Genomic DNA, 14,202 nt, shown 5'->3' with positions numbered 1-14,202 from the left:
AATAGGACGGCACAATGACCACATCGGCGGTTTCGCTCGATGGCGCTGCGCTCGCGCCCGCATGGGGCATTCCGTTCGCGGGCGTGCTGCTGTCCATCGCGGTGTTGCCGCTGATCGCGGGGCGGTTCTGGCATCACCATTACGGGAAGGTCGCGGCGCTTTGGGCGCTTGCGTTTCTCGTGCCGTTTGCATTGGCGTTCGGTTTCGGCACGGCATCGGGCGTGCTCGTTCATGCGCTGCTCGAAGAATACATACCGTTCATCGTGTTGCTGGCGTCGCTTTATACGGTGGCGGGGGGTATTTGCGTGCGTGGCGATTTGCGCGGGTCGGCATGGCTGAATACGGGGATGCTCTCGCTCGGCACGGCGCTCGCGAGCATCATGGGCACGACGGGCGCGGCTATGCTGCTGATTCGTCCGCTGCTGCAGGCAAACGAAGGGCGCAGGCATGCGGTCCATGTGGTCGTGTTCTTCATCTTTCTGGTGGCTAACGCGGGCGGCTCGCTCACGCCGTTGGGCGATCCACCGTTGTTCCTCGGCTTTCTGAATGGCGTCGGTTTCTTCTGGACGACGATTCATCTCGCTTGGCCCATGTTGTTCGTCTGCGTGATTTTGCTCGCGCTGTTTTATGCGCTCGATAGTCATTACTGGCGCACGAAGGAAGAACGGTTCGCACGCGTGAGGAAGCCCGCGCCCGTCACGATCGAAGGCAAGATCAACTTCCTGTTGCTCGCCTTCATTCTCGGCTTGGTGCTGATGAGCGGCATTTGGAAACCCGGCATCGAATTCGATGTGATGGGCACGCACGTCGCGCTGCAAAACCTCTTGCGCGATGTCTTGCTGATCGTCGTGCTGCTGGCGTCGCTCGTACTCACGCCGCCAGGCGCACGCAAGGGCAACGCGTTCGACTGGGCGCCGATTACCGAAGTCGCAAAGCTGTTCGCGGCGATCTTCATCACCATTGCGCCGGTCATCGCGATGCTTCGCGCGGGCGAGGCGGGCGCGTTCGCCGGCATCGTGCATGCGGTGACGGATGCACACGGCAAACCCATCGACATCGCTTACTTCTGGGCCACGGGCCTCTTGTCCTCGTTCCTCGACAACGCGCCGACCTACCTCGTCTTCTTCAATCTCGCGGGCGGCGACGCCCACACGCTCATGACCACGGACGCCAGCACGCTCGTCGCCATTTCGGCGGGCGCGGTCTTCATGGGCGCGAACACGTATATCGGCAACGCGCCGAATTTCATGGTGAGGGCAATCGCGCAGTCGCGCGGCATCCGCATGCCGGGGTTCTTCGGCTATATGGCATGGTCGGGCGTCGTGTTGCTGCCGCTCTTTGCCGTCATGGGCTGGCTATTTTTCTAGGAGCATTCGATGAAGAAAGTTCTGGTTGCGCGTCCCACGTTTCCCGATGTGATCGAACGCCTCAAGCAATATTTCGATGTCGATGTGAACCCCGGCGACGTGCTGCCGCAAGCGGAATTCGCGCAGCGCCTCGCGGACAAGGACGGCGCGTTCACGGCGGGCGAAATGGTCGGCGAAAAAGAACTCGCGGGCGCGCCGAACCTGAAAGTGGTCGCCAACATGGCGGTCGGCTACAACAACTTCGACATGCACGCGTTCGATGCGCACGGCGTGCTCGGCACCAACACGCCGAACGTGCTGAACGAAACCACCGCCGATTTCGGCTGGGCGCTGATGATGGCGGCGGCGCGGCGCGTCACCGAATCCGAGCATTTCCTGCGCGCGGGCAAGTGGCAGAAGTGGTCGTTCGATTCGTTCCTCGGCAGCGATGTGCATGGCGCGACGCTCGGCATCATCGGCATGGGGCGGATCGGGCAGGCGCTGGCGCGGCGCGCGATGGGCTTCGACATGCGCGTGATCTATCACAACCGTTCGCGCGTGTCGGCGGAGATCGAGTCGAAGCTCAACGCCGAGTATGCGTCGAAGGAAGACTTGCTCAAGCGCGCGGATCACGTCGTGCTCGTGCTGCCGTACACGAAGGAGAACCATCACACGATCGGCGCGGCCGAACTGGCGCTGATGAAGCCGACCGCCACGCTGACCAATATCGCGCGCGGCGGAATCGTCGACGATGCAGCGCTGATCGATGCGTTGCGCCATCAGCGGATCGCGGCGGCGGGCATCGACGTGTTCGAGGGCGAGCCGAACTTCCATCCCGATTTTCTCGTGCTCGATAACGTGGTGCTGACGCCGCATATCGCGAGCGCGACCGAAAGCACGCGCCGCGCGATGGCCAATCTCGCCGCGGACAATCTCATCGCCGGTCTTGGCGAAGGTCCGCGCGCGGGCAATCCGCCGAACCCGATCAACCCGGATGTGCTGAAAAAATGACGGAATGGCTGTACGGCGCGATAGCGCTGCTGGCGCTCGCGCTGCTCGTCGTGTCGATCGGTTGGTTCATGGCGCTGCGGCGCGGTTCGAACGCGGAAGTGCTCGACGAATTCGCGTCGCTCGCCGACCACATGCACGAGACGGGCGAAGCGCACGCGCGCACGCAGGAGCGGCTCGAACGCGGCTTGCGTGGCGATATTGCCGAGAGCGCGCGCGTGTCGCGGATGGAATCGCAAAGCGGCTTCGCGCAGTTTCATCAAACGCTCGCGACGCAATTGGCGAGCACGTCCAACGTGCAGAACGCGCAGTTCGATTCGCTGGCGCAGCAGCTTGCGCATCAGAGTCAGCAGGCGCGCGAGGATCAGAGCAACGCGCTCAAGCGCTTCGCCGATTCGATGGCGCTGCATCTCGGGCAGATGTCGGAGGCGAACGAGCGGCGGCTGGCGGAAGTGCGCGCGACGCTCGAAGCGCGGCTGAAGGACATCGAGGCGAACAACGCGCAGAAGCTCGACGAAATGCGCCGAACCGTCGATGAAAAACTGCACGCGACGCTGGAGCAACGGCTGGGCGAATCGTTCAAACTCGTTTCGGATCGGCTGGAACAAGTGCATCGCGGATTAGGTGAGATGCAGACGCTGGCGGCGGGCGTCGGCGATCTGAAGAAGGTTCTCACCAATGTCAAGACGCGCGGCACATGGGGCGAAGTGCAGCTCGAATCGCTGCTTGAACAACTGCTTACGCCGGATCAGTACGCGAAGAACGTCGCGACCGTGCCGAAAAGCGCCGAACGCGTGGAGTTCGCCATCAAGCTGCCCGGAAGGCACGACACGCCCGGCATGCCCGGCGACGTCGCTACGCCAGTCTGGCTTCCCATCGACGCGAAGTTTCCGCGCGAGGACTACGAACGCCTGATCGATGCGCAAGAGCGCGCGGACCCGGTGGGGGTCGAGGAAGCATCGCGGGCGCTGGAGGGGCGGCTGCGCGCGGAGGCTCGCGCCATCGCGCAGAAATACGTCGCGCCGCCGCACACGACGGACTTCGCGCTGCTGTTTTTGCCGACAGAAGGTTTGTATGCCGAAGTATTGCGACGTCCCGGTTTGACCGATGCGCTTCAGCGCGAGCATCGCGTGACCATCGCCGGTCCGACCACGCTCACCGCCTTGCTCAACAGCTTGCAGATGGGCTTTCGCACGCTCGCCATCGAGAAGCGGTCGAGCGAGGTCTGGCAGGTGCTCGGTGCGGTAAAAACCGAGTTCGGCAAGTTCGGCGAAGTGCTCGCGCGCACCAAGACGCAACTCGAAACCGTCACGCGTTCCATCGAGGCGGCGCAGACGCGCACGCGCCAGATGAACAAGCGTCTGCGCGATGTGGAAGCGTTGCCGGGAGAGCAGGCGGCCGGCCTGCTGGGAGATGCGTCGTCGCCGGAAGAAGCGGGCGACGAGCCTTGATGATTTACTTCGCGAGAAGACTGAGCGCGTCGCCCGTCATGCGAACGATGCGCCAGTCCGGCAGCACGGTCGCGCCCATCTTTTCATAGAAGTCGATGGCGTTCTGGTTCCAGTCGAGCACCGACCATTCGAAACGGCCGCACTGACGTTCCACCGCGAGCGCGGCGAGATGCTTGAGCATCATGGTGCCGAGGCCGCTTCCGCGCATCGACGGACGCACGTAGAGGTCTTCGAGATATAGACCGCGCTTGCCGAGAAAGGTCGAGAAGTTATGGAAGAACAGCGCATAGCCGACGATCTCGCCCGCGTGTTCCGCGACCATCGCTTCCGCTGACGGGCGCGCGCCGAACAGGGCGTCGTGCACACCTTCCTTCGTCGCGATGAACAAGTGCGTGAGCTTCTCGAATTCGGCGAGTTCGAACATCAGCGCGAAGATCGCGCCGACATCCGCGGGCGTGGCCGGGCGAATCGACGCGCCGCTCATGCTTCCTCCACGGCATCGGACAAGACGATTTCGATGCCGCCGAAGCGCGACGCCACCCAGTTGTACGCGTGGCACGCAATCCACAACAAAATGAAGCCGAGGATCGCGTTGAGCAGCAGCGCGCTCGTCACGGTGCTCACTTCCACCGAGCCGAATCGCACGAACGCGACCACCACGGCGAGCAGCACGATGGGCACGCTGAAGGTGAGATACACGAGGATCAGCGCCTTGGCGGTCGGTCCCGGTGCAATGGATGTGATTTGCTTTTTCATGGAAGTAAAGCCCCGTCTATCGATGAAAATAAAGTCATTGTGATGGCGATGCCCGCGCGCGACAGGCGTCAGATAAGGCCGTCGAACGGCACGATCTCGACTTCTTCGCCGGGTTCGATGTCGCCGCGCGCCTGTTCGAGCACGATGAAGCAGTTCGCTTCGCTCATCGAACTGAGCACGCCCGAGCCTTGCGGGCCGGTCGTGACGACGTGCCAGATGCCATCTGCGCCGCGCGTGGCGATGCCGCGCTGGAATTCCGTGCGGCCAGCGCGCTTTTTAAGCGGCACTTCCGCTTGCGCGCGGATGACGGCCACCGGTTGGCGTTCGGCGCCCGACATCGCGAGCAGCGCTTCACGCACGATGAAGTAGAACGTCGCCATGACCGCGACCGGATTGCCCGGCAGACCGAAGTAAAGCGCCGAGCTTCCCGTGCCTGCGCGCGGACCGGACCACAAGCGCCCGAAGGCGAGAGGACGGCCCGGGCGCATGGCGATCTTCCAGAACGCGACATCGCCGAGCACGTTCATCAACTCGCGCGTGAAGTCGGCATCGCCCACGGAAACGCCGCCCGACGAGATCACGACATCCGCCGCTTCGGTCGCTTGCCGCAGCGCTTTTTCGAGCGATGCGCGATCGTCCCGCACGATGCCGAGATCGATCGTTTCCACGCCCAGACGTTTGAGCATGGCGAACAGCGTGTAGCGGTTGCTGTCGTAGACGCTGCCCGGCGCGAGCGGTTCGCCGACCGAGCGCAGTTCGTCGCCCGTCGAAAAGAACGCCACCACGATCCGGCGATGAACCGGCACTTGCGCGATCCCGAGCGATGCCAGCAAGCCAAGATCGGATGCCCGCACGATGCGCGCCGCACGCAACGCCGGCTTGCCGCGCGCGAGATCCTCGCCCGACAGACGACGGTTCTGGCCCGCGCGCACGGCGTTCGATGGGAAGTGGATGGCGTCGCCATCGCGCGTGACGAGTTCCTGTGGCACGACCGTGTCGAAACCGGACGGCATGAGCGCGCCGGTCATGATGCGCACGCATTGATCCGCGCGCGCCGTCGCGCTGAACGGACGGCCCGCGAATGCCGTTCCCGCGACATGCAGATCGAGCGTCGCGCCGTTATCCGCGAGCGCCGCGCCGGAAAATGCGTAACCGTCCATCGCGGAGTTGTCGAAGGCGGGCACGTCGATGGGCGATACCACGTCTTCAGCCAGCACGCGGCCCAGTGCATCGAACAGGTTGACGTGCTCGATGCGTGCATCACGCTCAGCCGAGCGCGGCAACGCCCACTGACGCACGATTTCCTGCGCGGCCTCGACGGGCAGCGCGTTCGGATCGTACTGCGTGACGCAATCGGAAAATGGCCTGAGCGTGGTCATGAATGGGAGCGGGTCGCGGCCGGACCGGAAGGCGCGGCGCATGGGCCGCACGAAGAAAATCCGTTTCGTACTTCTGTGCTTTCTTGCATGAGCGGCGAACTCGCCGAACAGCCCGCGTTGCTATTCGCGTTCCAGTTCCGCCAACTGATACAAATCATTGATATTGTAAAACGCACGCTCTTGGTGAAATGCCACTTCCACCGCGTTGTGGCGCGCGTACCACGCGCGTACCTTGCGTTCACCGGCATCGAGCCAGGCATCGAGATCATCGGCGAGCGATGTGCGCACGAGCGCGAAAACCGGATGCACGGTGCGCGCGCCGTCGGGTGCGACGGTCGCTGCATAGGCGATGTTTGCATCGGCTGAGTGCAACGCGTGCATGAGCGTCGCGCCGAGGTGTGGATCGAGAAACGGGGCATCGCATGGCGCGCACAGGACGAACTCGGTGCGCGCGGTGTGCAGCGCGGTCGCGAGACCGGCGAGCGGGCCGGGATAGTCGGCGTGGGTATCCGCGATGACTTGTGCATCGAAGGGCGCGGCGAGTTTTGCGTAAGCATCGGCGCTGCGGTTTGCGCTGATGAGCAACGCGCTTGTTTGCGGTGCGAGCCGGCGCAAGACATGAAGCGCGAGCGGTTCGCCGCGAAACGGTTGCATGCCCTTGTCGACACCGCCCATGCGTGACCCGCGTCCGCCTGCCAGCAGCAGACCGGTGACGTCGGAAAGCGGAGCCGAGGCCAAGCGTCAGCCGCCGATGTACGACATCTCGACGCGACGCCCTTCGTCCGGCTCCGTCGCCGACGCGCTGCCGCGCAGTTGCGAATAGCGATCGCCGCGCGCCTGCCAGATGCGGGCGACGGCGGTGGCGACCTCTTCATCGCTTGCGCCATTGCGGATCAACGCGCGCAGATCGTGGCCCGAACTCGCGAACAGGCAGAGATACAGCTTGCCTTCGGTCGACAAACGCGCGCGCGTGCAATCGCCGCAAAACGCGCGCGTCACACTCGAAATGACGCCGATTTCGCCGCTGCCATCGAGGTATCCCCAGCGTTGCGCGGTCTCGGCGGCGGAATGCGCATCGAGCGGTGCGAGCGAAAAGTGCTCGCCGATACGGTCGATCACCTGCGACGACGGCAACACTTCGCTCATGTTCCAGCCGTTGGATGCGCCCACATCCATGTATTCGATGAAGCGCAGCACCGCGCCGCTGCCCTTGAAGTGACGCGCCATCGGCACGATTTCGTGATCGTTCGTGCCGCGCTTGACGACCATGTTCACTTTCAGCGGAGACAAACCCACGGCCTGCGCGGTTTCAATGCCCTGAAGCACGTCGCCGACAGCGAAATCCGCGTCGTTCATGCGGCGGAACAGGGCGTCGTCGAGCGCATCGAGGCTCACCGTGACGCGCGACAGACCGGCGTCTTTCAGCGCGCGAGCCTTGCGCGCCAGCAGCGAACCGTTGGTAGTGAGCGTGAGATCGAGCGGGCGTCCTTCCGGCGTGCGCAACAACGCGAGCCGTTCGATCAGGAATTCGATGTTCTTGCGCAGCAGCGGCTCGCCGCCCGTGAGCCGGATTTTCTCCACGCCATGCGCGACGAACACGCGCGCCAGCCGTTCGATTTCCTCGAAGGAGAGCAGCGCCGCGTGCGGCAAAAAGCGGTAGTCCTTGTCGAACACTTCGCGCGGCATGCAGTAGACGCAGCGGAAGTTGCAGCGATCCGTGACCGACACGCGCAGGTCGCGCAACGGACGCGCGAGCGTGTCCGTGAGCCATCCCGATGGCGACGCCGCCACGCCGGAGAAATCCGGAATCGCGCTGATGTCGGCAAGTGGAATGACGCGTCGGGACATGGTGGCTTCTGGTTTTCCGGTGCGGCCGGTCGGGCCTTGTTGGAATAGGGGCGAGATGTTCATTCTAGCGGATGCCGCGTGCATGAGGGCATCGCGCGAACTGATGCCCGGCCTCAGGCTTTTCACTGATTTTTCAGGCACTTGAGCCGTGAAAACAAAAACGCCATCGATGTGGGTCGATGGCGTTTTCACTACTTTTGCGTTCGCCCGGCCACGAAGGCCGGGTTGCTTCACCGGTCAGAGAGTGCTTTTGCCGGTTTCCACTTGCTGCATCGGCGTGGTGTCGGCAGGCGGCAGCGCGCGGCGTTCGCGCGGAACGCGGGCCGGCGTTGCTTCGCTGGCCGCTGACGCAGCGGCTTCGCGCAGCTTGTCGCTGTCCGTGTTGACCCAGACCAGACCGGCGCTTTCCAGCATCGGCTTGAGGGCTTCCGTGGACATCGGCGTAGCGGGGCGCGGGGCCGGAGCCGGGGCCGGAGCTTGAACCGCTTGCGGGGCAGGTTCGAACGTCTTGACCGGCTCCGTCTCAACCACTTCGGCAGCAGACACTACGACGACCGGTTCTACCGCAGTAGCCTCAGGCGTCGGCGCGACGGCGGCGACCTTCACCGGCTCGGCGGGCGTGGCTTCGACCGATTCCGGCGGCGCTACTTCGACCGGTTTCGGCGCTTCCACAGCTTTAGGCGCTTCCGACTCCACCTGCACGAACGGGTCGGCGGGTTTGGCTTCGGCAACCTTCGGCTCCGGTCCGAACGGATTGTCGATCGACGGCGTGCCGGACGGCTTCGCGAAGAATTCAGGCGCTTGTTCAGGCGTGTGAATCTCCGGCTCTGCCCGCGTCGGCTCAGGCTGAGGCGCAGGCGCTGCTTCCTGCGTACGCGCTTCGACCTGCTCGACCACCGGCTGCGGCGTCGGTTCATGACGCGGTTCGCGGCGAGCAGCGGCTTCCTGCGCGGCTTCGGTATCGAACACACCGGCTTGCGCGGACACGCTTTCCGAGCCATCGGCCTCCGCCACATCGGCAGCGTGATTCACCGTCATGCCGTCTTCTTCGCGCTCACGGCGACCACCACGGCGGCCACGGCGACGACGACGACGCTCCTCACCCTCACGCGCTGCTTGTTCGGCCTGCGCATCCAAACCCGGCTGACCGGCGACATCCAAACTGACCTGCGACGTTTCGACGATTTCCGACGCCACGGTTTCGCCTTGCGTCAGTGCTTCGACGGCGGCTTCCGGCTGCGGCTTGCGGCGCTCGCCGCGTTCTGTGCGCTCGGGACGCTCGCGGCGTTCCTGACGCTCGGCGCGTTCCCCGCGTTCCGGACGCTCCGATCCTTCCGTGCGCGCCACGCGTTCGCGCGGCTCGCGTGCTTCACGTGACTCACGCGGCTCGCGAGTTTCACGCGGCTCACGTGCCTCGCGCGGTTCGCGGTTCTCACGCGGCTCGCGGACTTCGCGCAACTCACGGCCTTCGCGGCCTTCACGTCCTTCCCGCGCCGGACGCGGTTCGCGCTCCTCACGACGCCCACCTTGCCCCTGACGACCCGACGCCCCATTCGCGCCCGCGCCACCCACCGCCGCGCCATCGCGATTCGCGCCGCTGCGACGGTTACGGTTACGGTCACCGCCGCTACGTTCGGTGCGCTCGCGCTGCGGCTTCTGCACCGGCTGCGCTTCGACCGGCGCAGGCGCCGGCGCTTTCACCTCGGGCTGAATGCCGAACAGATTCTTGATCCACGCGATGAACCCGCCGCTCGCCGGCACCGGCGTGGCAGCAACCGGCGCTTCGACCGGCGCGGCTTTAACCGGCGCGCTCGGCGCGGGCTTCTCGGGCGTGATGCCCTTGACCGCCGCTTCCTGCTTCGGCTTCACTTCCTCGGACCGCTTGCTGTAGCCCGTTTCCGACTCCAGCTCGGTCGCGGCTTCCACGGCCATCTTCCACGAGGCGCGCGGATCGTCCAGACGGGCATCGTCGTGACGCAGACGTTCCAGCTTGTAGTGCGGCGTCTCCAGATGCTTGTTCGGGATCAACACCACGTTGACCTTGAAGCGCGACTCGATCTTGTTGATTTCCGAGCGCTTTTCGTTCAGCAAGAAGGCAGTCACCTCGACCGGCACCTGGCAATGGATCGCCGCGGTGTTTTCCTTCATCGCTTCTTCCTGAATGATCCGCAGCACTTGCAGCGCGGACGATTCGGTATCGCGAATATGACCCGTGCCGTTGCAACGCGGGCACGTCACATGGCTGCCTTCCGACAGCGCCGGACGCAGCCGTTGACGCGACAATTCCATCAGGCCGAAGCGCGAAATCTTGCCCATTTGCACGCGCGCACGATCGTGCTTGAGCGCATCTTTCAGGCGTTGTTCGACTTCGCGCTGGCTCTTGGCCGATTCCATGTCGATGAAATCGATCACGATCAGCCCGCCCAGATCGCGCAGACGAAGCTGGCGCGCGACTTCGTCGGCGGCTTCGAGATTGGTGCGCGTGGCGGTTTCCTCGATATCCGCGCCCTTGGTGGCACGCGCCGAGTTCACGTCGATGGCGACCAGCGCCTCGGTGTGGTCGATCACGATCGCGCCGCCGGACGGCAGCGGCACCGTGCGCGAGTACGCCGTTTCGATCTGATGCTCGATCTGGAAGCGCGAGAACAGCGGCACGTCGTCGTGATAACGCTTCACCTTCGAGACGTTATCGGGCATCACGATATCCATGAAGGCGCGCGCCTGGTCATGGATTTCGGTCGTATCGATCAGAATTTCGCCGATGTCCGGCTGGAAATAGTCACGAATCGCGCGGATGACGAGGCTCGATTCGAGATAGATCAGCATGGGCTGACCGGCCACGCCGCTCTGCGACGCCGCTTCGATCGCGCGCCAAAGCTGCATGAGATAGTTCAGATCCCACTGCAATTCCTCGGCCGACCGGCCGATCCCCGCCGTGCGCGCGATGATGCTCATGCCTTCCGGCAATTCGAGCTGCGCCATGGTTTCGCGCAGTTCCTGCCGCTCGTCGCCTTCGATCCGGCGCGACACGCCGCCGCCGCGCGGGTTGTTCGGCATCAGGACGAGATACCGTCCGGCCAGCGAAATGAACGTGGTGAGGGCCGCGCCCTTGTTGCCGCGTTCTTCCTTTTCGACCTGAACGATCAGTTCCTGGCCTTCGCGCAGCGCGTCCTGAATGCGCGCGGAGCGCATTTCGACGCCATCGCGGAAATACTGGCGGGCGACTTCCTTGAACGGCAGAAAGCCGTGGCGATCCTCGCCGTAGTTGACGAAGCAGGCTTCGAGCGACGGCTCGATGCGGGTAACGACTCCCTTGTAGATGTTGCCTTTGCGCTGTTCGCGCCCGGCGGTTTCGATGTCGATATCGATGAGCTTCTGCCCATCGACGATGGCGACGCGCAATTCTTCTTGCTGCGTCGCGTTAAACAGCATGCGTTTCATGAAACGGCTCCAGAGTGGCTCCGCGGGTCCTCGTCGGGCGAATCGGCGCAGGTGATGCGAACGTCATGCGCGCGAAGCAAGAGGGCGGGCGTGCCACGCTTTTTGTGTGTTGTCACAAAGCACGCTGGAGCGGGACTTCTGGCGGGAGAATTGCCGAAAGCAAGCGCGGGCCGCCGACGTGTTGAAGGGCGGCCGCGCCAAGGGGCACGGGCGGATAATCGAGAGGCGCCGACGCGATGGGCCGCGCGGCCGAGGATGAACGGCGGCGCCGGGATCTCGCGCGTCTCAAAATAGACGCGCCGAAACCGCAGCGCTCTTACAAAAGCCAAAACCCTCCAAACGGCGGCAGGGCGACAGTCAAGCCTGGGCGGACGCGCGCCATTGCTCGCGCTTTCCGTTCGGCCTGCTGTGTTTCCTTGCCTTGCCGCGCCGATGTCACCGCGGGTTTTCCTGTCCCGGCGGCTCGACCGTGTCTCGCCTCTATGCGACGTTCTCGCGCTTCGCAGCAAACAGCGCAGCAGCGGGTGCGTCGTCGATTATTCGCCACCGGCGAGTGGTGGGCCGGGTCGCCCGCATGCTGGCTGGGCCGATCCGGCTGACATCCGATTACGATCCGGATGTCGTCATCGCTCACCGATAAAATTCTTTTTGACCAAAAATCCGTTACCGTCGGCGATCGACACGACCGAACGCGCCTGTGGGCTCCGTCCCTGCCGGTGATATCGCCGTGCGTGCAACTTGTTGCTCGATCTTCCGGGTGAGCAACCGACCCTGTGCGCAAGTAAAATGATGGTTTATCGCTTGCGCCGTTACAGTCTGACCAATCCCGGTCGCGACCCGGTTTTTAACCAGTCACCGACTCCGACCTTTTCAGGCTGCTCGCAAATTATATTCAGAATGAATGAGTTAGGCAAAACATCCCATAAACAGGTCGCGAGCGAGCAGGTGTCGTTGATCGAGATCGACGAGACCGCTGCCGGACAGCGCATCGACAACTTTTTGCTGCGCGTCTGTAAGGGTGTGCCCAAAAGCCACATTTACCGGATTCTCCGCAGCGGTGAAGTGCGCGTCAACAAAGGGCGGATCGATGCCGCCTACCGTCTGGAGCAGGGCGATCTCGTGCGCGTGCCGCCCATCCGCGTGGCGCAGCATGACGAAACGCCGGTGTCGTCCAACGCGCCCGCCGCCGAATTTCCGATTCTTTTCGAGGACGATCACCTGATCGTGATCGACAAACCTTCGGGGGTCGCGGTGCATGGTGGCAGCGGCGTGGCGTTCGGTGTCATCGAACAGCTTCGGAATGCGCGGCCGCATGCGAAATTTCTTGAGCTCGTGCATCGGTTGGACCGCGAGACGTCGGGCGTGTTGATGCTCGCCAAGAAGCGCGCGGCGCTCGTCAATTTGCACGAGCAGATTCGCGAGAACCGCATCGACAAGCGCTATTACGCGCTCGGCTACGGCGAGTGGCAGTCCGATTGGGGACGACGGCGCGTGGTCAAGGCACCGCTTCACAAGTACGTCGCGGCGGACGGCGAGCGGCGCGTGCGCATTCAGGAAAACGGCTTGCCGTCGCACACGGTCTTCAATCTGATCGAGCAATGGGACGATTACGCGTGGCTCGAAGCGGAACTGAAGACCGGGCGCACGCACCAGATTCGCGTTCACATGGCGAGCATTGGCTTGCCGATTGCGGGCGATGCCAAGTACGGCGACTTCGCGTTGAACAAGGAACTGGCGCGGCCGAACGCGAAACCATCGCTCAAACGCATGTTTTTGCACGCTTATCGCTTAAAAATTACGCATCCGGCGACGGGTGAACCGCTGCAACTTGAAGCACCGCTGCCTGCGGAATGCCGGCGCGCCATCGAGCAATTACGGCAGGCCAGCGAAAACCATAATCAAAGAGAGACAAGCTAAATGGCACGGAGGCAGTTCGATCTGATCGTTTTCGACTGGGACGGCACGCTGATGGATTCGACCGCCCACATTACACGCAGTATCCAGTCGGCTTGCCGCGATCTGGGCTTGCCGGTGCCGGCGGATTCGTCGGCGAGCTTCGTCATCGGGCTGGGGTTGAAGGATGCGCTGCAAATCTGCGCGCCCACGCTCGACCCGTCCGATTACCCGCGTCTGGCGGAACGTTATCGCTTCCATTTCCTGACAATGGGCCAGAAAACCGAATTGTTCGATGGCGTGCGCGAACTCCTTCGGGAATTGCGCGGCGAAGGTTATTTTCTCGCCGTGGCGACGGGCAAGAGCCGCGTCGGGCTGAATCGCGCGCTGGACGAAGTGCGGCTCATGAGCGCCTTCGACGGCACGCGCTGCGCCGATGAAACCTTCTCCAAGCCCAATCCCGCCATGCTGCTTGAACTCACGCGCGAACTCGGCCAGGACCTGTCGCGCACGCTGATGATCGGCGACACCACGCACGACCTGCAAATGGCGATCAACGCGGGCGCGGCGGGCGTGGGCGTGGGCTACGGCGCGCATCCGCTCGACTCGCTGAAGGCGCTCGAACCGCAGTTTTGCGCGGATTCCGTCGAATCGCTGGCGGGCTGGCTGCGGGAGCACGCATGAGCGATCCGGCGACGGACGCCGTGCGCGTGTGCGCATCGGACGAACTGGTGGATGGCGGCGCGGGCGTGCGTGTCGGCGCGGCGGATGCGGGCGGCGAAGCGGTCGTCTTCTTCGTGCGCTATGACGGCAAACCGTACGGCTACCTCAACCGCTGCGCGCATGTGCCGATGGAACTCGACTGGGTCGAAGGGCAGTTCTTCGAAAGCTCGGGCCTATACTTGATGTGCGCCACGCATGGCGCGATTTACGAGCCCGACACCGGCAAGTGCGTCGGCGGGCCGTGCCGGGGCGCACGCCTGCGCGCGGTCGCCGTCGAGGAGCGCGACACGCCGGAGGGCCGCGCGGTCTTCTGGCTGCCGGACGACGCGCTTCATCGCTGATTCCTTTTTTACGATA

At 63.9% G+C, this 14,202-nt stretch carries 12 protein-coding genes; 6 read left to right on the top strand and 6 right to left on the bottom strand.

Annotated features, from left to right (window positions below; all coding sequences use genetic code 11):
• Window positions 1-14 precede the first annotated feature (14 nt).
• Genes ACZCWR_RS14150 through ACZCWR_RS14140 form a run of 3 tightly spaced genes read left to right on the top strand, consistent with a single transcriptional unit; the run spans window position 15 to window position 3,805 of the window.
• Window positions 15-1,367: a sodium:proton antiporter gene (locus ACZCWR_RS14150; protein ID WP_487301361.1), complete on the top strand. Its 1,353-nt coding sequence runs from the start codon at window positions 15-17 to the stop codon at window positions 1,365-1,367.
• Window positions 1,368-1,376: 9 nt separating this feature from the next.
• Complete coding sequence (locus ACZCWR_RS14145; RefSeq protein ID WP_487301360.1) at window positions 1,377-2,357, top strand: 2-hydroxyacid dehydrogenase; 981 nt, start codon at window positions 1,377-1,379, stop codon at window positions 2,355-2,357.
• The gene (locus tag ACZCWR_RS14140) at window positions 2,354-3,805 is read left to right on the top strand and encodes a DNA recombination protein RmuC (protein ID WP_487301359.1); all 1,452 of its coding nucleotides are present in this window, start codon (window positions 2,354-2,356) and stop codon (window positions 3,803-3,805) included. The genes ACZCWR_RS14145 and ACZCWR_RS14140 overlap by 4 nt, the downstream gene beginning before the upstream one ends.
• A 4-nt stretch (window positions 3,806-3,809) precedes the next feature.
• Here the strand turns inward: ACZCWR_RS14140 and ACZCWR_RS14135 are convergent, their stop codons facing one another.
• The 6 genes from ACZCWR_RS14135 to ACZCWR_RS14110 form a co-directional block, all read right to left on the bottom strand.
• Window positions 3,810-4,289 carry an N-acetyltransferase family protein gene (locus tag ACZCWR_RS14135; protein WP_487301358.1) on the bottom strand — a complete coding sequence of 160 codons (480 nt, stop codon included), beginning with the start codon at window positions 4,287-4,289 and terminating at the stop codon, window positions 3,810-3,812.
• Complete coding sequence (locus tag ACZCWR_RS14130) at window positions 4,286-4,561, bottom strand: hypothetical protein (protein ID WP_487301357.1); 276 nt, start codon at window positions 4,559-4,561, stop codon at window positions 4,286-4,288. The genes ACZCWR_RS14135 and ACZCWR_RS14130 overlap by 4 nt, the downstream gene beginning before the upstream one ends.
• Before the next feature lie 68 nt (window positions 4,562-4,629).
• Window positions 4,630-5,940, bottom strand: a complete 1,311-nt coding sequence (gene moeA, locus ACZCWR_RS14125; protein WP_487301356.1) for a molybdopterin molybdotransferase MoeA — start codon at window positions 5,938-5,940, stop codon at window positions 4,630-4,632.
• 120 nt (window positions 5,941-6,060) lie between these two features.
• Window positions 6,061-6,615: a molybdenum cofactor guanylyltransferase MobA gene (gene mobA, locus ACZCWR_RS14120; RefSeq protein ID WP_487303330.1), complete on the bottom strand. Its 555-nt coding sequence runs from the start codon at window positions 6,613-6,615 to the stop codon at window positions 6,061-6,063.
• 66 nt (window positions 6,616-6,681) lie between these two features.
• Window positions 6,682-7,788: a GTP 3',8-cyclase MoaA gene (gene moaA, locus ACZCWR_RS14115; RefSeq protein WP_487301355.1), complete on the bottom strand. Its 1,107-nt coding sequence runs from the start codon at window positions 7,786-7,788 to the stop codon at window positions 6,682-6,684.
• 237 nt (window positions 7,789-8,025) lie between these two features.
• A complete protein-coding gene (locus ACZCWR_RS14110) occupies window positions 8,026-11,229 on the bottom strand; it encodes an Rne/Rng family ribonuclease (RefSeq protein WP_487301354.1) in 3,204 nt (1,067 codons plus the stop codon).
• A gap of 897 nt (window positions 11,230-12,126) precedes the next feature.
• Between ACZCWR_RS14110 and rluC the strand changes: the two genes are divergently transcribed.
• Genes rluC through ACZCWR_RS14095 form a run of 3 tightly spaced genes read left to right on the top strand, consistent with a single transcriptional unit; the run spans window position 12,127 to window position 14,186 of the window.
• Window positions 12,127-13,146 (top strand): 23S rRNA pseudouridine(955/2504/2580) synthase RluC, encoded by a 1,020-nt coding sequence (gene rluC, locus ACZCWR_RS14105; RefSeq protein ID WP_487301353.1) that lies wholly within the window; start codon window positions 12,127-12,129, stop codon window positions 13,144-13,146.
• Window positions 13,147-13,806, top strand: a complete 660-nt coding sequence (locus ACZCWR_RS14100; protein ID WP_487301352.1) for an HAD-IA family hydrolase — start codon at window positions 13,147-13,149, stop codon at window positions 13,804-13,806.
• The gene (locus ACZCWR_RS14095) at window positions 13,803-14,186 is read left to right on the top strand and encodes a Rieske (2Fe-2S) protein (protein WP_487301351.1); all 384 of its coding nucleotides are present in this window, start codon (window positions 13,803-13,805) and stop codon (window positions 14,184-14,186) included. The genes ACZCWR_RS14100 and ACZCWR_RS14095 overlap by 4 nt, the downstream gene beginning before the upstream one ends.
• The last annotated feature ends 16 nt before the right edge of the window (window positions 14,187-14,202 follow it).

It is taken from the genome of Caballeronia sp. A2-2 (genome assembly GCF_057612605.2).
The sequence above is the reverse complement of the archived record's forward strand: the minus strand, read 5'-3'. Positions and strand labels throughout refer to the sequence as shown.

Coding starts and splice junctions, on each gene's coding strand:
- ACZCWR_RS14095 (WP_487301351.1), top strand. CDS start 13,803: ATGAGCGATCCGGCGACGGACGCCGTGCGCGTGTGCGCATCGGACGAA.
- ACZCWR_RS14130 (WP_487301357.1), bottom strand. CDS start 4,561: ATGAAAAAGCAAATCACATCCATTGCACCGGGACCGACCGCCAAGGCG.
- ACZCWR_RS14110 (WP_487301354.1), bottom strand. CDS start 11,229: ATGAAACGCATGCTGTTTAACGCGACGCAGCAAGAAGAATTGCGCGTC.
- mobA (WP_487303330.1), bottom strand. CDS start 6,615: ATGGGCGGTGTCGACAAGGGCATGCAACCGTTTCGCGGCGAACCGCTC.
- ACZCWR_RS14100 (WP_487301352.1), top strand. CDS start 13,147: ATGGCACGGAGGCAGTTCGATCTGATCGTTTTCGACTGGGACGGCACG.
- rluC (WP_487301353.1), top strand. CDS start 12,127: ATGAATGAGTTAGGCAAAACATCCCATAAACAGGTCGCGAGCGAGCAG.
- ACZCWR_RS14145 (WP_487301360.1), top strand. CDS start 1,377: ATGAAGAAAGTTCTGGTTGCGCGTCCCACGTTTCCCGATGTGATCGAA.
- ACZCWR_RS14150 (WP_487301361.1), top strand. CDS start 15: ATGACCACATCGGCGGTTTCGCTCGATGGCGCTGCGCTCGCGCCCGCA.
- ACZCWR_RS14135 (WP_487301358.1), bottom strand. CDS start 4,289: ATGAGCGGCGCGTCGATTCGCCCGGCCACGCCCGCGGATGTCGGCGCG.
- ACZCWR_RS14140 (WP_487301359.1), top strand. CDS start 2,354: ATGACGGAATGGCTGTACGGCGCGATAGCGCTGCTGGCGCTCGCGCTG.
- moaA (WP_487301355.1), bottom strand. CDS start 7,788: ATGTCCCGACGCGTCATTCCACTTGCCGACATCAGCGCGATTCCGGAT.
- moeA (WP_487301356.1), bottom strand. CDS start 5,940: ATGACCACGCTCAGGCCATTTTCCGATTGCGTCACGCAGTACGATCCG.